This window comes from Microtetraspora niveoalba, from assembly GCF_001570405.1.
Classification (GTDB): Bacteria; Actinomycetota; Actinomycetes; order Streptosporangiales; family Streptosporangiaceae; genus Microtetraspora; species Microtetraspora niveoalba.
Genome location: NZ_BBYM01000047.1, coordinates 35,770 through 53,308, shown reverse-complemented (window position 1 = coordinate 53,308; position 17,539 = coordinate 35,770). Strand labels below are relative to the sequence as shown.

Annotated in this window: 15 protein-coding genes; 9 read left to right on the top strand and 6 right to left on the bottom strand. The window is 73.8% G+C overall.

Going from position 1 to position 17,539, the window contains the following annotated elements:
- On the bottom strand, positions 1-1,329 hold a 1,329-nt coding region (locus AWQ70_RS33900), incomplete at its 3' end, for a tetratricopeptide repeat protein (RefSeq protein WP_067185698.1).
- A gap of 152 nt (positions 1,330-1,481) precedes the next feature.
- Here AWQ70_RS33900 and AWQ70_RS33895 point away from each other — a divergent pair.
- The 3 genes from AWQ70_RS33895 (at position 1,482) to AWQ70_RS39545 (ending at position 4,374) form a co-directional block, all read left to right on the top strand.
- Positions 1,482-3,065: an MFS transporter gene (locus AWQ70_RS33895; RefSeq protein ID WP_067185696.1), complete on the top strand. Its 1,584-nt coding sequence runs from the start codon at positions 1,482-1,484 to the stop codon at positions 3,063-3,065.
- 145 nt (positions 3,066-3,210) lie between these two features.
- Positions 3,211-4,158, top strand: coding sequence for a DoxX family membrane protein (locus AWQ70_RS33890; RefSeq protein ID WP_067185693.1), 948 nt, complete (start codon positions 3,211-3,213; stop codon positions 4,156-4,158).
- 75 nt (positions 4,159-4,233) lie between these two features.
- The gene (locus AWQ70_RS39545; protein WP_157530792.1) at positions 4,234-4,374 is read left to right on the top strand and encodes a hypothetical protein; all 141 of its coding nucleotides are present in this window, start codon (positions 4,234-4,236) and stop codon (positions 4,372-4,374) included.
- Between the two features lie 95 nt (positions 4,375-4,469).
- Here AWQ70_RS39545 and AWQ70_RS33885 read toward each other — a convergent pair whose 3' ends face one another.
- Positions 4,470-4,715 (bottom strand): metallothionein, encoded by a 246-nt coding sequence (locus AWQ70_RS33885; RefSeq protein WP_067185706.1) that lies wholly within the window; start codon positions 4,713-4,715, stop codon positions 4,470-4,472.
- 220 nt (positions 4,716-4,935) lie between these two features.
- On the opposite strand from AWQ70_RS33885, the gene AWQ70_RS33880 reads away from it, so the two are divergent.
- Positions 4,936-5,124, top strand: coding sequence for a hypothetical protein (locus AWQ70_RS33880; protein ID WP_067185691.1), 189 nt, complete (start codon positions 4,936-4,938; stop codon positions 5,122-5,124).
- Positions 5,125-5,175: 51 nt separating this feature from the next.
- Here the strand turns inward: AWQ70_RS33880 and AWQ70_RS33875 are convergent, their stop codons facing one another.
- Positions 5,176-8,736, bottom strand: coding sequence for a serine/threonine-protein kinase (locus AWQ70_RS33875; RefSeq protein WP_067185689.1), 3,561 nt, complete (start codon positions 8,734-8,736; stop codon positions 5,176-5,178).
- A 268-nt stretch (positions 8,737-9,004) separates the two neighbouring features.
- Between AWQ70_RS33875 and AWQ70_RS33870 the strand changes: the two genes are divergently transcribed.
- The 4 genes from AWQ70_RS33870 to AWQ70_RS33855 all read left to right on the top strand — a co-directional run bounded on the left by AWQ70_RS33870 (position 9,005) and on the right by AWQ70_RS33855 (position 11,402).
- Entirely contained in the window at positions 9,005-9,184 is a 180-nt protein-coding gene (locus AWQ70_RS33870; protein WP_067185687.1) for a hypothetical protein, read from the top strand.
- Between the two features lie 40 nt (positions 9,185-9,224).
- The gene (locus AWQ70_RS33865) at positions 9,225-9,905 is read left to right on the top strand and encodes a pyridoxamine 5'-phosphate oxidase family protein (protein WP_067185685.1); all 681 of its coding nucleotides are present in this window, start codon (positions 9,225-9,227) and stop codon (positions 9,903-9,905) included.
- A 128-nt stretch (positions 9,906-10,033) separates the two neighbouring features.
- Positions 10,034-10,468 carry a YbjN domain-containing protein gene (locus AWQ70_RS33860; protein ID WP_169808783.1) on the top strand — a complete coding sequence of 145 codons (435 nt, stop codon included), beginning with the start codon at positions 10,034-10,036 and terminating at the stop codon, positions 10,466-10,468.
- A 115-nt stretch (positions 10,469-10,583) separates the two neighbouring features.
- The gene (locus tag AWQ70_RS33855) at positions 10,584-11,402 is read left to right on the top strand and encodes an Fpg/Nei family DNA glycosylase (protein WP_067185683.1); all 819 of its coding nucleotides are present in this window, start codon (positions 10,584-10,586) and stop codon (positions 11,400-11,402) included.
- A gap of 21 nt (positions 11,403-11,423) precedes the next feature.
- Here the strand turns inward: AWQ70_RS33855 and AWQ70_RS33850 are convergent, their stop codons facing one another.
- Positions 11,424-11,942 carry a winged helix-turn-helix transcriptional regulator gene (locus AWQ70_RS33850; protein ID WP_067185681.1) on the bottom strand — a complete coding sequence of 173 codons (519 nt, stop codon included), beginning with the start codon at positions 11,940-11,942 and terminating at the stop codon, positions 11,424-11,426.
- 94 nt (positions 11,943-12,036) lie between these two features.
- On the opposite strand from AWQ70_RS33850, the gene AWQ70_RS33845 reads away from it, so the two are divergent.
- Positions 12,037-13,386 carry an MFS transporter gene (locus AWQ70_RS33845; RefSeq protein WP_169808782.1) on the top strand — a complete coding sequence of 450 codons (1,350 nt, stop codon included), beginning with the start codon at positions 12,037-12,039 and terminating at the stop codon, positions 13,384-13,386.
- A gap of 27 nt (positions 13,387-13,413) precedes the next feature.
- On the opposite strand, the gene AWQ70_RS33840 is transcribed toward AWQ70_RS33845, so the two are convergent.
- Positions 13,414-14,469, bottom strand: coding sequence for a nitronate monooxygenase (locus AWQ70_RS33840; protein WP_245647279.1), 1,056 nt, complete (start codon positions 14,467-14,469; stop codon positions 13,414-13,416).
- 193 nt (positions 14,470-14,662) lie between these two features.
- Positions 14,663-17,500: a vitamin B12-dependent ribonucleotide reductase gene (locus AWQ70_RS33835; RefSeq protein WP_067185674.1), complete on the bottom strand. Its 2,838-nt coding sequence runs from the start codon at positions 17,498-17,500 to the stop codon at positions 14,663-14,665.
- Positions 17,501-17,539 lie beyond the last annotated feature (39 nt).

The following is a 17,539-nucleotide window of genomic DNA, read 5'->3' as shown; positions in this document are numbered from 1 at the left end:
GCCCGGCGCCGCTCCGGCGAGCGCGAGGGCCAGGGAGGCGACGGCGAGCAGGGCGAACGACAGCGCGAGCGGCCGGTCGTCGCGGAGCGCGGCCCGCAGCATGGGCGCCGCCCGTCCGCGTCGGACGGCGAGCACGACGGCGACCGGCGCCGCCGCGGCGGCGAGCGCGAGGCGGGGCTGGGCGGTGAGCAGGCAGAGCGACAGCAGGAGGACGAGCCCCCACCAGGCACGCCCGGCGATGATCCAGAACGTCACGCCGGCGTCCCGCCGGGCGGCGGGCACCGGGCTCGCGGCGGCGAACTGGACGAGCGCCCGCACCGGACGGCCCTGCCACGCCTCGACCAGCAGGCGCAGGCCGCCCGCGGCGACGCCGTTGAGCAGCACGATGCCGCACGCCCCGGCCCACACGCCGTCCCGCGCCCCGTCCAGGTCGCCGGGCAGGGTGGCCAGGCCCGCGACGTACGCGCCGACGGCCGCGACGGCCATCGCGGCGTCCATGGTGAGCCAGAGGTCGCGGCGCAGCATCGCGGGAACGCGCGGCCAGACGGGGACCCGCCCGGTCTGCCGGATCGTCACCGCCACGACGCCGCCGAGCGCGAGCGCCCCGCCGATCTGCGCCTCCTTGTGCAGGCCGAGGCCGAGCGCGGCGGCCGTCACGGCGACGGTCGCCACGGCGAGCATGACACGGACCTGCCGGGACCAGACCTCCGCGGCCCGCCTGGCCCGCGCGGTGTCGCGGGGGTCGGCGTCCCAGGCCGGATCGTGGTGGTTGCGCGGCCGTTCCCAGCGCAGCAGGGCGAGCCCCAGGTTGACCCGGGCCGCCGGGTGGTCGCGCGAACGCCGCAGCGCCGCGCGATAGGACGCGACGGCGCTCTCGTGGTCGCCCCGGAGCAGGGCCAGGTCCCCGGCGAGCACGTGCGGGTCGGGTTCCTCGGGGGCGAAGCTCACCGCCTTGCGCGCCTCCGCCCACGCCTCCCGCCAGCCGTCGGGCATCCGGCGCAGCGCTCCGCCCAGCCTGAGGCGCGCCGCCCAGGAGCCGGGCGCGAGCCGTACGGCCTCGCGGGCCGCCGCGACGGCCTCGGGGTCGCGGCCGAGGCGTTCGAGGGCGAGGCTGGCCAGGCGATGCGCCCACTCGCCGCCCGGGTCGCGCTCGATCGCCTGCCTGGCGGCCTCGAGCGCCGCCTCCGGGCGGCCGCGCTCCAGCCTCGCGACGGCGGCGAGGCACCAGGAGCGGGGGTCGGCCTCCGGGGAGTGACGCGGGACGCCGTCTCGGGCGCGGTTTCCGGGTCGGGTCCTGGCGTGGTCCGGGTCCTCGATGTCGCTCCCCACTCCCGCATGATCGGCTGCCGGCGAGGGGTTGCCTAGATGTCGGATATATACCTATATCTCGCTAGAGAGCGCGATGCCGGAAGCTGCTGAGGGATCTACCTGGAATGGCCTAAGCTGCGACCCATGTTCCACCAGGCCGGCGGTTCCCATCCATGATCGTCATGGGGGTCGGGACGCGGTCCCGTACGGTGCACGCCGCCGCTCGGCACACGAGCCGGTGGGCGGTCCTCGCGCTGCTCTGCTTCAGCCTGCTGCTCATCGCGGTGGACGCGACCGTGCTCCACATCGCGGTGCCCGCGCTGACCGCCGCGCTCGAACCGTCCGCCGTCGAACTGCTGTGGATCATCGACATCTACTCGCTCGTCGTCGCGCCGCTGCTGGTCACGTTCGGCACCCTCGGCGACCGGTACGGCAGGCGCCGCCTGGTGCTGGCCGGCTACGTCGTGTTCGGGCTGGCCTCGCTCTCCGCCTCGTTCGCCGGGACGCCGCTGGCGCTGATCCTGTCGCGCGCCTTCCTCGGCCTCGGCGGCGCGATGATCATGCCGGCGACGCTGTCCATCATCCGCGAGGTCTTCACCGACCGCAGGGAGCGGGCGATCGCCCTGGGCGTCTGGAGCGCGGTCGCCGCCGCGGGCGCCGCCGTCGGCCCGCTGGTCGGCGGCGTCCTCGTCGAGCACTTCTGGTGGGGAGCCGTCTTCCTCATCAACGTGCCGCTGCTGATCGTGGCGCTGCCCCTCGCCGTACGGCTGCTGCCGCCGTCCCGGAACCGGTCCGGCCATCCGTGGGACGGGCTCAGCGCCGCCCTGTCCACGCTCGGCATCCTCGCCCTCGCGTTCGGCCTCAAGGAGGCCGGGTACGGGCACATGATCGGGCGCGGCCCGGCCGTGGCCGTCGCCCTGCTCGGGATCGCGCTGCTCGCCTGGTTCGTACGGCGGCAGCGGCGGCTGCCGTTCCCGCTGCTCGACATCGCGTTGTTCACCCGGCGCGGCTTCGCCACCGGCGTCGCCTGCGTCCTGCTGGCGATCTTCGCGCTGGTCGGGCTGGAACTGCTGCTCGCGCAGTACCTCCAGCTCGTGCTCGGGTTCTCCCCCCTGTCCGCGGGTTTGCGGATGTTGCCGTTGATGGTCGCCGCCATCGCGGGCGGGCTGGCGGCGGCGCACGTGCTCCAGCGGATCGGGCTGCGGGCCACCATGAGCGGCGGCCTCGGGCTCACCGCGATCTCGCTCGCCCCCGTGCTCACCTGGGGGGTCGAGCAGCATCCGTGGATGCTCGCCCTCTGCTTCATCGGGATCGGGTTCGGCGTGGAGGTCGCGCTGCTCGCCGCCTCCGACACGATCATGGCGGCCGTCCCCGAGTCGCGGGCCGGCGGCGCGGCCTCGATCGAGGAGACGGCCTACGAACTGGGCGCCGGTCTCGGCATCGCCGTCCTCGGCACGATCACCACGATGGTGTACGCCCCGGCGCTCGGCACGGTCCCCGGAGTGCCCGGCCCCCTCATGGACGAGGCGAGGGAGTCTCTGGCGGCGGCGGCGCACGTCGCCGCGCAGGTCGGCGGCGGGTCGGGCGCGGCCCTGCTCGGCGCGGCCCGCGTCGCGTTCGTCGCCGCCCTGCACCACACGGTCGTGGTCAGCGTGATCCTGCTCGGGCTCACCGCCCTGGCCGCGGCCGTGTTCATCTCCAGGGAGACCGGCTGCCCCGCCGAGGACGAGGCGGGCGAGGCGGTCCCGTCGTCCTGAGGCCCCGGCGGAGGGAGCCGATGGAAGGCCGGAGAAGGGGGGCGGCCCCGTCGTCCTGACGAGACGCGCGGCCGCCGGGTGTGCGGTCGATCCTTATGGGCAGATGTATGGGCAATCGTTGCCCGTCCCCCCAGAATGAGGAACCGTGAAGCGAACCCTCCACGACGTGGCCTCGCTGGCGGCCCGGATGGGCGTCGGCGGCATCTTCTTCGCCAACGGCTGGGAGAAGCTGGAGGCCGGTCTCAACGCGACCGCCACGCAGTACGCCGAGCTCGGCGCTCCCCTGCCCTCCGTATGGGCCGCCGCGACCATGCTCATCGAGCTGGTCGGCGGCACGCTGCTGGTCGCGGGCCTCGCCGTGCCGTTCGTCGGGCTGCTGCTCTTCGCCGAGGCGGTCGCCGTCTTCGTCATCACCACCGGGCACGCCGGCATGCCGCTGACCGGCGGCGACATCAAGATCATCGTCGCTCTCGGGGCCGCGTCCGTCCTGCTCTCGGTCGGAGGGGCCGGGCGCGTCTCGGTCGATCACATGGTGGTCATCAAGCGGCGCGAGGCCGAGGCGGCCGACGAGTTCGCCGCGGACCGGGAGGCGGACGCCGTCATCGCGGCGCTGCGCGACCCCGCGGACGCGTCCAGGACCGCCATCGCGCCGGGCTCCGCGTCGGAGCAAGAGGGTGGTGGGACGGCGCCGAAGGCGGCCGGCGCGGAAACCGCCGCGACGGCCGGCGGCCGGGGACAGGAGGCGTCCACCCCCAAGGGGCCGGTCACGTTCCCCACGGCCGGCGAGGATTCCGCGTCGAGCGCGGCGCGCCGCCCGTCCGGCGGGACGGCGGGCGGCCGCTCCTCCGGCAGGGCGAGCGGAACGCCGCCGAAGGCGGCCGGCGAGGACCCCGCCACGACGGCCGACACCGTACCCAACCCCGTGCCCGACGCCGCACGGGACTCGGCCGGGCGGGACGGCGCGGCGGCCAAGACGCGGGCACGCCGTACGAAGCGGGGGCGGGACGAGAACGCCGAGAGCCGGAGCGAGGCGGCCTCCGGCCCCGAGCCCGGCGACACGCTGGTCGCGGGTCCCCGCCCGCACACGCCCTGACCCTTCACGACGACGGCGCCGGGACCGGCGCCCCGGTTTCCGTCCGCTCGCCGCCGCCAATTTCATCGCAAGAGCGTGCCGGTGGGACTGTGGTCGGCCGCGGCGCAGCTCGCCGCGCTGCTCGTGCTGCTGGTCACCCTGCCGGCGGTGGAGCACCGCCGTCCCGCGGATCCGGTTCACGCGCTCGACGCCGTCGGCGCGGAGACCGGCGGGTGAGCGGGGTCCGCCGGTCCTGAAGTCCGGCGTCCCGGAGCACGACCGGCCCGCTCCCTCCCGTCACGGGCCGCGTACGGGAGGGACGGGGCGGGTCGTCACCGCGCGGCGCCGACCTTGTCCACGATCTGGGTGGCGCCCAGCTCGCGGGCACAGTGGGCGCAGCAGCAGAAACGCCCGTCCACGTCGACGCCGTGCCCCACGATGCGGCAGCCGCAGTGCTCGCACACCGGGGCCATCTTGGTGATCGCGCACTCGAAGCTGTCGAAGGTGTGGACCGCCCCCTGGGCGTGTACCTCGAAGCTCAGGTCGTAGTCGTTGCCGCAGACTTCACAAGCCGCCATGATTCCCCCCGAATCTCGCTGCTGGCTCTCGTCTACCCTCGCGCCCCTGACGATCACCACATATAGGGGTCAATCTCCCGCATGTTTCCCTCGATCAGAATCCGCGTACGGCGGCCGCCCCACCTGGGGCGACCGCGCCCGACGGAATTATCCCTGTTAATCACTTTTGTCCAATTTTGAGGTAATATCGGGGGTTAATTGACGCGGAAGGGATGCCCCCATGGCCAGCTTCGTTCATGTGATGCCACTCGACGACGTCATCGGCCACGAGGGCACCCCTGACTGCGTCTGCGGGCCGGGCGGCCAGCCGGTGGAGACCGTCGCCACCCGCGAGCCCGTCGGCATGATCTACCACCACCACGCCGTGCGCCCCTGCTCCCTCTGGGAGGCCTCCGCCGAGGCCCGCTGAGGCGGCCCGACGCGAGCACCCGCCCGCGCGTCCCGGGCGCGAGACGTCCGATCAGGGCGCATCGGCGCCGCCCCGGCACACGTGCTCGTACGGCAGGCCGGGAAGGTACTCCCGCCACTCCCCCTCCGACAGGGTCCGGCCCGCCCGCGCGCACACGGCGGCGGCCACCGCGTCCGGATTCACCGGCCGGGACGCCACCGCGCCGCTCGCGTCCAGGCTGGTCACCATGAGGCCCGCGGGCTCCCCGGAAGCCGCGGAACCGCCGGGCCCGGCCGGAGCGTCGAGGCGGAAGGCCACGGCGACCACGTCCACCCCGTGGGTGGCGATCGCCTCGCCGACCGCCGTTCCTGCCCGCACGTCCCACAGCCGCACGTCCTGCCCCGCCGCCACGGCCAGGACGGAGCCGTCCGGACTGAACGCCATGGCCTTCACCGGCCGCCGTTGGGCGAGCACCGCGCCGCGCTGCTCGCCGGTACGCGTGTCCCAGGCGATCACCCGGCCCGCGTAGTCGCCCGTGACCACGATCGGGGCGCCGGGGTGGAAGGCGACCGCGACGAGACTCTGGTTGGTGGCTCCGAAGGTCCTGACCTTCCCCCCGTCCACGTCGACGAGATAGCCGGTGTCCGGTCCGAGTACGGCGAGATCCCGCCCGTCGGGGCTGAAGACGGCGGTGGCCGCGTCCTCGTCGGGAAGCGTCGCGACGACGCGCCAGGCGCCCGTCCTCAGATCGGCGACTCCGACCTCCGTGCCGGTGGACGACGTGGCCGTGACCGTGGCGGCCCTCGTCCCGTCCGGGCTGACCGCGACCCCGACGATGCTGTGCCTGTCCGGGTCCCGGACCGAGGTCGTCGCGAGGGTCCGGCCGCTCTGCCGGTCCACCGTCCGGGCCCGACGTCCGGCGTCGTCGGCGATCTCGACGATCCGCGAGTCCCGGCTGAAGGCGACCGCCTGCGGCGACTCCGTGAAGGGGACCGCGGCGCCCGCCGGCCGTCCTGTACGCGTGTCCCTGAACGTGAGGGCGCCGGCGCCCGCCCCGCTGACCGCGTACCTCCCGTCCGGCGTCAGCACGGCGCCCGCGTCGGCCGGTCCCGCCTTCGCCGGGGAGGTCAGGTCCGCGATGCCGACCGTGTGGACGGTGTCGTCGACGATGTACCGCAGCGCGCCGCCGTCGCGGTCGAAGCGCACCTGCGCGGCCTCCCCCAGGGTGGGGTGGACGAGCAACTGCGCACGATCGGCCACCCGCCAGAGGGTGACGGCGTTCTCGGCGCGGACGGCGAGGAACCGCCCGTCCGCGCTGAAGGTCACCGCCGGCCGCCCGCCGACCGGCGGCCCGAACGGGGCCCCGGTCCGGCCGCGGGCGAGGTCGGTCAGCGTGACGCCCTCGTCGGCGGCGCAGGCCAGCGTGCGGCCGTCGGGGCTGAAGGCGAGCGCCTGCGGCCCCGATCCGTCGTCCGCCCGTGCCGAAGGAGGACCGCCGCAGATGCCCGCGGGCGTGCCGCGGCGGGTGGCGCGGGGCAGGTCGAACAGCAGGGGACGGTCCCCGACGCCGTCGATCGCCGCGAAGCGGCCGCTCGGGGCGACGTCCGCGAGGTAGCCCGGCCGCCGGGGGCTCACCGTTCCGGTGCGGAGGTCCCAGAGCCGGACCGCGCCGCTGAAACCGACGATCAGCGTCTGGGTGTCCGTCCCGAAGGCGACCTCGATCGGATAGTGCGACTCGTACCGCTGGGTGCCGAGGTCGAGCTCCCGGCCCGTGGCGCGGCCGGTGCGCGCGTCCCAGACGCGCACCCGCTGCCCCGCGGCGACCGCGAGGAACCGTCCGTCCCCGCTCAACGCGATCGAGTGGAGGCGCTGGCCGCGGACGCCGAGGCCGGACCACCCGCCGGTCCGCCGTCCCGACCGCACGTCCCAGACGGACACGCCGTCGCCGTCCACGGACGCGGCGCTCCGCCCGTCGCCGCTGAGCGCGTACGCGGACCCCTTCAGCCGCAGCACTCCCGTCTCCCGCTGGGCGAGCGAGCTGACCAGGCCGCCGCGCGCCTCGGCGGTGTCGCCGAGCCGCCAGGCGGCGACGCTCAGCAACATCGCCCTGACCGGGTCGGTGTCCCTCAGCCGGTCCGCGGTCGAGGCGAGCCCGCGCGACTCGGCCAGGTATCGCTGCTCGTTCACCGCCGCGCTCTGCCGGACCGTCGCGACGCCGAAGCCGACGGCGAGCACCAGCAGCACGGCGAGTGCGGCGGTGACGACGCGGCGGCGGCCGGCGCGGCGGCGGGCCAGCGCGGAGCCCGCGTCGAGGAAGTCGCGTTCGAGGCGGCTGAGCGCCACGTGGCGGCGCCCGGTGGCCGCCCAGCGCAGGACGGTGTCCAGCCGGTCGCCCTGGAACAGGTCGCCGTCGGCGCCGCGGTTCCACCGCCGGGCCGCGACCGTGATCTCACGGAGCACGGCGAGGCCCTCGCGTTCGGCCTGGACCCAGGCGCGCAGGCGGGGCCACGCCTGGATCAGGGCGGTGCGGGTCAGTCCGATCTCGCCGTCGCGCTCGGCCAGCAGGCGCCCGAACGCCTCGACGATCCGCGCGACCGCGGCGGCCTCCTCCTCCGGCCGGCCGTCGATCAGCTCGGCGCGCGCCGCCCGCCTGGTGACGACCTCGCCGTCGTCGGTGACGGTGGCGAGCCGGAGCAGCACCTCCGGCACCAGTTCGCGCTCCGCCGGGGAGAGCACGCCGTACGCGTCCTCCGCGAGCAGCCCGAGCCCCGGGTCGGCGACCTCCGGCCCGGGCAGCAGCCCGGCCTCGGCGCTGCCGAGCACCAGCAGGTCGTCCGCGGCGGCGCCGCGCGGCCCGGAGATCAACCCGTGCAGCAGCTCGCGGGCGGACGGGCGGCCGTGGGCGTCCTTCGCCAGCGCGGCGGAGACGAGCGGGCGCAGCGAGGTCGGCAGCACGCCGAGGTCGGGGTCCTCCGAGAGCACGCGGTGCATGACGCCGCCGAGGGTCTCGGCGCTGAACGGGTCCGCTCCGGTGGCGGCGAACAGCACGATGCCGCCCCAGGCGAACAGGTCGGCGGGCGGCCCGGCCCGCTCGCCGACGAACACCTCGGGCGCCATGTACGCCGGGGTCCCGGCCACCAGCCCGGTCGCGGTGAGGGACATGTCGCGCGTGCGGGCGACGCCGAAGTCGATCACGCGGGGCCCGTCCGGGCCGAGCAGCACGTTGTCCGGCTTGAGGTCGCGGTGGACCACCCCGGCGTCGTGGATGGCGACGATCGCGGTGGCCACGGCGGTGGCCAGGCGGTGCAGGTCGTCCCCCGCGAAGAGCCGGCCCGCCGCGACCGCCTGCCGGAGGCTCGCCCCCTGGACGTACTCGCTCACGATGTACGGCCGGGGCCCGTCGAGGACGGCGTCGATCACCTGAGCGGTGCAGAACGACGCCACGCGGCGGGCCGCCTCCGCCTCGCGCGCGAACCTGCGCCGCAGCTCCGGGTCCCCGGCCGCCTCTCCGTGCAGCACCTTGATCGCGACTCGGCGTCCCGCGGCGTCGTACGCCTCGTAGACGACTCCCTGCCCGCCCGCGCCGAGCCGTCCGGCGAGCCAGTAGTCCCCGAGCCGCGAGGGATCCTCCACGGCCAACGCTCCCGATGCCACGCATCTTCTGACGCCCGCGATCCCGTCCGCGTTTCATCTCGTTTCGATAACGCCGCAGATGGACGAGGAGAAGGCCGCCCGCGCGGCGGACGGATCGCGACGACCCCGGACGCGAGCGCGCGGACCCGCCATGGCACAGTAGTCACCCAGATCCCGTTAAACATCACCGCTTTACACCGGTTTTACGGGTAGATCGGTAGACATCTCACTAAATAACGGAATCATCACGGTCGGGGGGATCGGAAAGATGCTGAGGGTCGTCACGTCGCTCGACGAGTCGGTCGAGACGCCGTTCGCGAAGGTGCGCGACATCACGTCCGCGCTGCGCCGCCGGCCGAAGCGCGACACCAAGATCGTGGACATGCGGGCGTACGCGGGGCGCAACGTCATCCGCTTCCCCAAGCCCGGGCCGACCTCGGTCGCCTGATCTTTCCAGCCGCGACCGCTTACTGATTGGATGTCACCTCATGGGTGACTTGTCGGCCTTGCCATCTTTGTCGGCATCGGAGCGGACCCGGCACCGCCGGCTGCGCGAGCAGGGCCGTACGGACAGGGAAGAGCTGTTCGCCGTGCTCGGGGCCGGGTTCGTCTGCCACCTGGGCGTGATCGTGGACGGCGCGCCCATGGTGGTGCCCACGGTGTACGGCTTCGACTCCGACCACGTGTACGTCCACGGATCGGTCGCCAGCCGCAGCCTGGCCACCGGGGGGCCGGCGCCCGTGTGCGTGACCGTCACGCACGTCGACGGCCTGGTGCTCGCCCGGTCGGTGTTCGAGCACGGCGTCAACTACCGCAGCGCGATGATCTACGGCGTGCCGCGCGCCCTGGAGGGCGAGGAGAAGCTGGAGGCGCTCCGCCTCCTCACGGAGCACACGGCCCCCGGCCAGTGGGACTACGCGCGCCGGCCGAACCGCAAGGAGCTGGCCGCCACCACGATCCTGGCCGTCCCGCTGGACGAGGCGTCGGTGAAGGTCCGGCAGGGCCCGCCCGACGACGCCGACGATCCGCACGACGTGTGGGCGGGCGTGCTGCCTCTCGCCGCCACCTGGCAGCCCCCGGTCACCGACCCGCTGAGCGCCCGCGAGGTCCCCGCCCACGTGCGGCTCCGCGCCGGAACCCGCCTCGGCGGCGAGTCCCCCGGAGACTGAGGCCGCGGGTCCCGCCGGCGCGAGCGGCCCCCGACCGGGGACGACGCGTGGAAGCGGCGCCCGCGGCCGTGGCGGCGTTCGGCCCCATACGGCGGGCCGCCGCGACACTCATGGTGCAGGATGGGGCGGTGACCCCTTCCCCAGCGGTCGTCCAGCCCGATCAGGAGTTGATCAGGGAGATCCTGGACGAGTTGGACCTCGACCACACCCTCGACGCCGAGGGCGACATCGCCATCTCCACCCCCGAGCTCACGGTCTTCTTCCTGTTCGGCTCCGAGGGAGAGCTGTTCACGATCCGCACGTACTACGAGGAGCAGTACTCGGTCGACGACAAGCCGACGCTGGTCACCGCGCTGAACGAGTGGAACGCCGACACCATGTGGCCCAAGGTCTACAGCTTCACGCAGGACAGCGGCGCGTTGCGCGTGGTGGGCGACTCGCAGCTCTACATCGGCGCCGGCGTCACCCGCGAGCACCTCACCACCGTGATCGCCCACTGGGTCAGGTTCGCGATCAGGTTCCACCGCTGGCTCGCCGACCGGCTCGCGTACGAGACCGACTGACCCACCCCGGCGCCGAGCCGGATCACCGGCGCGCCCGCCGACCGGTGGGGCGGCCCGGAGCCCGGATAGGGTGGGGCTCCCCTCTTCCCCGAGTCCCCCGGAGCGCTGCCCGCCGATGCCCGAAGGTCACATCATCCACCGTCTCGCGGCCGAGTACGGCCGGCGTTTCGCGGGCGGCCCGGTCGCGGCGAGCAGCCCGCAGGGCAAGTTCTCCGACGGCGCCGCGCTGATCGACGGGCAGCGCATGGCCGTGACCGACGCCCACGGCAAACACCTCTTCCTCGGCTTCGAGGGGTTCGGCGGACACGGCTGGGTGCGCGTCCACCTCGGCCTCTACGGGAAGGTCTCCTTCGGTCCGGCTCCCGCCCCCGCGCCCGTCGGAGCCGTACGGCTGCGCCTGGAGGGACGGGACGAGTACGCGGACCTGCGCGGCCCCACCGCCTGCGAGCTGATCACCCCCGGGGAGAAGCAGGCGGTGCACGACCGCCTCGGCCCGGACCCGCTGCGGCCGCACGACGACCCCGAGCGCGCGTGGACGCGCGTCACCCGGTCACGCGGGCCGATCGCGGCGCTGCTCATGGACCAGAAGGTGATCGCCGGGGTCGGCAACGTCTACCGGGCCGAGGTCCTCTTCCGGCACGGCGTCGACCCCTATCGCGCGGGTCGCGACCTGGACCGGGCCGAGTGGGAGGCGATCTGGGCCGACCTCGTCGCGCTCATGCGCGAAGGCGCCGCCTCGGGCCGGATCGACACCGTACGCCCGGAGCACATGCCCGAGGCGATGGGACGGCCGCCCCGGGTGGACGACCACGGCGGCGAGGTGTACGTCTATCGCCGGGCCGGGCAGCTCTGCCACGTCTGCGGCGGCGAGATCCGCACCGCCGACCTGGAGTCGCGCAACCTGTTCTGGTGCCCCGCCTGCCAGCGACGCTGACGCCGGAAGGCCGGGCGGAGGTCAGGGCAGCGGTTCCAGCATCCGGCGCGGCCCGCGCAGCGCGACGCTCACCGGGTCCTCGCGGGTGAGGTCGGCGCCGGGACCGGGCCGTACCTCGACCTCCTCGACGGGCACGTACGCCCCGCACGCCGAGCAGGTGGCGCCCGCGCCGATCGGCGCGTCGCAGGGCACGTGACGGAAGACGCGGCGCGGCCCCGCGTCGCTCATGTGCCGCTCGCCCCAGTGGGCGAGGGCGAGCACCGGCGGCCAGAGCTCCCTCCCCTTGCCGGTCAGGACGTACTCCTCGCGCGGCGGGGACTCCTGGTAGCGGCGCCGCTCCATGACCTCCGCGTCCACCAGCGCGGACAGCCGCTGGGAGAGGACCGCCCTCGGGATGCCGAGGTGGGCGAGGAAGTCGCCGTACCGGCGCACGCCGTACAGCGCGTCGCGCACGATGAGCAGCGTCCACCGCTCGCCGAGCAGTTCCAGCGACCGGGCGAGGGAGCAGTCCTGCCCCTCGTAGTTCTTGCCGAGCCCCATCACCGTCCTCCTTCCGCCACATCTTAGTTCAGTCATCGAACCGACGCGTGCTATCGTCGCGCCATCAGTTCAATGAATGAACCTTGGAGGTCCTGTGCTGGACACGCCCCCGGCTCCCTTACGGGCCCGGCCGGCGACCCTCGCGATCGTGTGCGCGGCGCCGCTGCTCGCGCTGGTCAACTACACCGCGCCGATGGTCACGCTGCCGGAGGCCGCCCGCGCTCTCGACGCCGGTCCGACCGGCCCGGTCTGGATGCTGAACGCCGTCACCCTGGGACTCGCGGTGTCGCTGCTCGTCGCCGGCGTGCTCGCCGACGAGCACGGCCGCCGGCGCGTCTACGTCATCGGCATGGCGTCGCTCGCGGTGTCGAGCGCGATCGTGGCCCTCGCGGGAGGCGTGCCGATGTTCGTGCTCGGCCGCTTCGCCCAGGGGGTGGCCAGTGCGGCGGTGCTGGCCGCCAGCCTGGGTGTGGTCGGCGAGGTCGTTCCCCCGGGTCCCGAGCGGGCGCGGGTCACGGGATGGTACGGCGCGATGCTCGGCCTGGGCATCGCGATCGGCCCCCTGGTGTCGGGCGGGCTCGCCGCGCTGTCGAGCTGGCGCGGCGTGTACTGGCTGACGGCCGCCTGCTCCGTCGCGCTGGCCGTGACGGCGCGTACGCTGCCCGCACGGACCGAGCCGCCATCGGGACGCCGGCGGCTCGACGTGCCCGGCGCCGTCACGCTCACCCTCGGGCTCGCCGCCCTGGTGACCGGCGTGACCGAGGGGCGGCTCGGCTGGTCCCGGCCGGTCGTGCTCGCGGCCCTGGCCGCGGCGGCCGTCCTCCTGGCCGCCTTCGCCCTGGTGGAGGTCCGCCATCCGGAGCCGCTGATCGACATGGGCCTGTTCCGGCGCCCGTCGTTCCTCGTCGCCACCGGCGGCGCGCTGGCCACCGGCATCGCGATCATCGGGCTGATGAGCTATCTGCCGACCGTGCTCCAGTCGGCCCTCGGCATGACGCAGCTCGCCACCGCCGCCGTGTTCGCCGTCTGGTCCGGGACGTCCTTCGTCGCCGCGCTCCTGGCTCCCCGGCTGCGGCTCACCACCCGTGGCCGCCTCGCGCTCGGCCTGCTGCTCTCCGCCGCCGGCGGCCTCGCCCTGCTCGGCACGACGGCCCAGTGGTCGGCGCCGCGGGCCCTCGCCGGGCTCCTGGTCGCGGGGGTCGGCAGCGGGCTGATCAACGGATCCCTCACCCACCTCGCGATCGAGAGCGTGCCGCCGCACTGGGCCGGCATGGGGTCCGGGGCCAACAACACCGCGCGGTACGTGGGATCCTCGGTGGGCGCGGCGCTGACCGCGGCGGTCATCGGCGGCCAGGGGCCGGCCGCCGGCGCCGATCTCATGATCGTGGCCTGTGCGGCGGCCGCCGCCCTCACCGCCGGGCTCGTCCGGTTCGCCGCCTCCTGACCTTTCACTCGGAACGGCCGGACGGGGTCAGGCGATCGCCGCGCCGATCTCGCGTACGACGTCCGCCGCCGGTCGCTCCCCGGCCAGCCGCCAGGCCGTTCCCGCCCAGAGGTTGACCCCGCCGGGGTCGCCCTGCGCGACGGCGGCGCGGCGGATCGGCGTGGTCAGGTGGTGGACGGCGGGATAGCCGACCGGGGCGTCCGGGTGGTCGAGGATGAACCTGTTGGTCAGCCCGCGCGCCGGCCGTCCCGAGAACGCGGTGGTCACGGTGGTCGAGGTGAAGCGCGGGTCGCGCAGCGCGGCCCGGTGGACGGGGTTCGCCCCGCTCTCCGGTGTCAACAGGAAGGCCGTGCCGAGCTGCACGGCCGCCGCGCCCGCCTCCCGCGCCGCCGCCGCGGCCGCCCCGTCCCCGATGCCTCCGGCCGCGATGAGCGGCGCCCGTACAGCCTTGCGGACCGCCGCGAGCAGGTCGAGCAGCCCCGGCTCCGCGGCGCCGTACGGCTTGCGCGGCACGAAGGAGCCTCGGTGCGCGCCCGCCTCCGGGCCCTGCACGCACAACGCGTCCGCTCGCGCCGACACGGCGGCCACCGCCTCGCCGGGGTCGGTGACGGTCACGACGACCGCCGTCCCCACCTCGTGCAGACGGTCGACGAGGGAGACTCCGGGGCACCCGAACGTGAAGCTCACCACCGGCACCGGACGCCGCAGCAGCAGGTCGATCTTGGCGTCCCATTCGTCGTCGTCGTCGAGCGGGACGTCGGGCAGCCCGACGCCGTACCGCTCCGCCTCCGGCGCCAGCTCGGCGGCGTAGGCGTCCACCACCTCGGGGTCGGCCGGCTCGCCAGGGACGAAGAGGTTCACCCCGAACGGCCGCGAGGTCGCCTCCCTGACCTGCTCGATCTCGGCGGCCATGGCCTCGCCCGTCTTGTATCCGGCGGCGAGGAAGCCCAGCCCTCCGGCCTCGGACACGGCCGCGCACAGCCGCGCCGTCCCCGCCCCGCCCGCCATGGGCGACAGGACGACGGGGTACGCCAGCGCGTCCAGAATGCGGTCGGGCATGTGGTCGGGCATGTGGTCGGGCATGGCGGCAGCCTAACCCGGACCCCGCGAGCGCCCCTCGGCCCGGGTCCGCAGGCTGCCGGAAAGAGTCGGCGTGGTCGTCGTGCCCGCCGGCGCGGCGGGACATGTGCCGGGATGAAGCGGAGCGGGGCCCCGGAATGCCCGGGGCCCCGCTCCTCTCGCGGCTCCTGCGCCCGCTGACGCGGGACGCCGGTCGTCAGCTGCAGCCGCTGGTGCTGCCGCAGCCCTCGCAGACGTAGCAGCTTCCGGCCGGACGCATCTTCGTGCCGCAGGTCATGCACAGCGGCGCGTCGGCCGTACGGCCCTGGTGGCTCTCCAGCGAGTCGGTCGAGGAGCGCTTCGCCGCCGGCCGCGCGACCTCGGCGCGCTTCTCCTCGATCGGCGCGGACTGGGCGAGCGCCGCCGTGTCGACGACCTCCTGCAGCGCCGCCGGGTCCTCGCCGCGCGCCTGCGCGGCCCGCTCGGCGGCCGAGAAGATGCCGAGCGCGGCCCGGTCGTCGTACGGAAGGTAGTCGAGCGCCAGCCGCCGGAAGATGTAGTCCATGACGGACTGGGCCATCCGGACGTCCGGGTCGTCGGTCATGCCGGCCGGCTCGAAGCGCATGTTGACGAACTTCTGGACGTAGGTCTCCAGCGGCACGCCGTACTGCAGTCCGATCGAGATGGCGACGGAGAAGGCGTCCATGACGCCCGCGAGGGTCGAGCCCTGCTTGGACATCTTGAGGAAGACCTCGCCGAGGCCGTCGTCGGGGTAGGACGACGCGGTCATGTAGCCCTTGGCGCCGCCCACGGTGAACCGCGTGGTGATGCTCGGCCGCTGGTTCGGCATGCGCCGCCGGGTCGGCCGGGGCACCTCGATGACCTGGACCTCGGGGGCGGCGGCCTCCTCGGTCGCGCCCTCGGTGGTCTTCTTCGCCGCCGAGAGCGGCTGGCCGACCTTGCAGTTGTCCCGGTAGACGGCCAGGGCCTTCAGCCCGAGCTTCCAGCCCTCCAGGTAGACCTGCTCGATGTCGTCCACCGTGGCGGACTCGGGCAGGTTGACGGTCTTGGAGATCGCGCCGGACAGGAACGGCTGGGTCGCCGCCATCATCCGGACGTGGCCCATCGGGGCGATGGCCCGCTCGCCCATGGCGCAGTCGAACACCTCGTAGTGCTCGGTCCGCAGGCCGGGGGCGTCCACGACGTGACCGTGCTCGGCGATGTACTCGACGATCGCCTCGACCTGCTCCTCCTGGTAGCCGAGCCGCCGCAGCGCCCGCGGGATCGTCTGGTTGACGATCTGCATGGAGCCGCCGCCGACCAGCTTCTTGAACTTGACCAGCGCGAGGTCGGGCTCGATGCCGGTCGTGTCGCAGTCCATCATCAGGCCGATGGTGCCGGTGGGCGCGAGCAGCGACGCCTGGGCGTTGCGGTAGCCGTTCTTCTCGCCCAGCCGGAGGCACTCCTGCCACTGCCGGGTGGCCTCGGTGTGGATCTCCCTGTCCATCGCGTCGACCGTGCGCAGGCCGTCGTTGGCGCTCGCGTGCTTGCGCATGACGCGCTTGTGCGCCTCCGCGTTGCGGGCGTAGCCGTCGTACGGCCCGACGATCGCGGCGAGCTCGGCCGAGCGACGGTAGGACGTGCCGGTCATCAGCGAGGTGATCGCCCCGGCGATGGCCCGGCCGCCGTCGGAGTCGTACGCGTGGCCGGTGGCCATCAGCAGCGCGCCCAGGTTCGCGTATCCGATGCCGAGCTGCCGGTACGCCCGGGTGGTCTCGGCGATCTTCTCGGTCGGGAAGTCCGCGAAGGTGATCGAGACGTCCATCGCCGTGATGATCAGCTCGGTCAGCTTGACGAAGTTCTCCACGTCGAACGTGTCGTCGTCGCGCAGGAACTTCAGCAGGTTGATCGACGCGAGGTTGCAGGAGGAGTTGTCCAGGTGGAGGTACTCCGAGCAGGGGTTGCTGGCGGTGATGCGCCCGGTCTCCGGGCAGGTGTGCCAGTCGTTGATCGTGTCGTCGTACTGCACGCCGGGGTCGGCGCACTCCCAGGCGGCCTGGGCCATCCTGCGGAACAGCGACCTGGCGTCGACCTTCTCGATGATCTCGCCGGTCAGCCGGGCGCGCAGGCCGAAGTCGCCGCCGTCCTCGACCGCGCGCATGAACTCGTCGGAGACGCGGACGGAGTTGTTGGCGTTCTGGTACTGCACGGACACGATGTCCTTGCCGCCGAGGTCCATGTCGAACCCGGCGTCCCGCAGCGCGCGGATCTTGTCCTCTTCGCGCGCCTTGGTGTCGATGAACTCCTCGATGTCGGGGTGGTCGACGTCCAGGACGACCATCTTGGCCGCCCGGCGGGTGGCGCCGCCCGACTTGATGGTGCCCGCGGAGGCGTCCGCGCCGCGCATGAACGACACGGGGCCGCTGGCGGTGCCGCCGCTGGAGAGCAGCTCCTTGCTGGAACGGATGCGGGAGAGGTTGATCCCGGAGCCGGAACCGCCCTTGAAGATGACGCCCTCTTCCTTGTACCACTCCAGGATCGACTCCATCTGGTCGTCCACGGCCAGGATGAAGCACGCGCTCACCTGCTGCGGCGACGCGGTTCCCACGTTGAACCACACGGGCGAGTTGAAGCTGAAGATCTGGTGGACCAGCGCGTGCTTGAGCTCGTGGTCGAAGATCTCGGCGTCCTCGTCCGAGGCGAAGTAGCCGTTCTCGACGCCGGTCTTGGTGTATACGTCCACGACCCGGTCGACGAGCTGCCGCAGGCTCGACTCGCGCTGCGGCGTCCCGACCGCGCCGCGGAAGTACTTGCTGGTGACGATGTTGGCGGCGTTGACCGACCAGAACTCGGGAAACTCGACGCCGCGCTGCTCGAAGTTGATCGAGCCGTCACGCCAGTTCGTCATGACGACGTCGCGACGCTCCCAGGCGACCGTGTCGTACGGATGGACGCCGGGGGTGGTGAAGACGCGCTTCATCTTGAGACCCTTGCGTGGCCGCTTGCCCCCGCGGCCCCCGGTGCCCGTCTCGGTGCCGTTCACGATCTCCGTCATGAATTCCCCCTCCCGGGGCCCGGTGGAGCCCCTCGCATC

What these genes read in the sequence shown, in the direction of transcription:
- AWQ70_RS33835 (WP_067185674.1), bottom strand. Translation starts at nt 17,500, where the DNA reads ATGACGGAGATCGTGAACGGCACCGAGACGGGCACCGGGGGCCGCGGG.
- AWQ70_RS33895 (WP_067185696.1), top strand. Translation starts at nt 1,482, where the DNA reads ATGATCGTCATGGGGGTCGGGACGCGGTCCCGTACGGTGCACGCCGCC.
- AWQ70_RS33850 (WP_067185681.1), bottom strand. Translation starts at nt 11,942, where the DNA reads ATGGGGCTCGGCAAGAACTACGAGGGGCAGGACTGCTCCCTCGCCCGG.
- AWQ70_RS33840 (WP_245647279.1), bottom strand. Translation starts at nt 14,469, where the DNA reads ATGCCCGACCACATGCCCGACCACATGCCCGACCGCATTCTGGACGCG.
- AWQ70_RS33870 (WP_067185687.1), top strand. Translation starts at nt 9,005, where the DNA reads ATGCTGAGGGTCGTCACGTCGCTCGACGAGTCGGTCGAGACGCCGTTC.
- AWQ70_RS33855 (WP_067185683.1), top strand. Translation starts at nt 10,584, where the DNA reads ATGCCCGAAGGTCACATCATCCACCGTCTCGCGGCCGAGTACGGCCGG.
- AWQ70_RS33885 (WP_067185706.1), bottom strand. Translation starts at nt 4,715, where the DNA reads ATGGCGGCTTGTGAAGTCTGCGGCAACGACTACGACCTGAGCTTCGAG.
- AWQ70_RS33880 (WP_067185691.1), top strand. Translation starts at nt 4,936, where the DNA reads ATGGCCAGCTTCGTTCATGTGATGCCACTCGACGACGTCATCGGCCAC.
- AWQ70_RS33865 (WP_067185685.1), top strand. Translation starts at nt 9,225, where the DNA reads ATGGGTGACTTGTCGGCCTTGCCATCTTTGTCGGCATCGGAGCGGACC.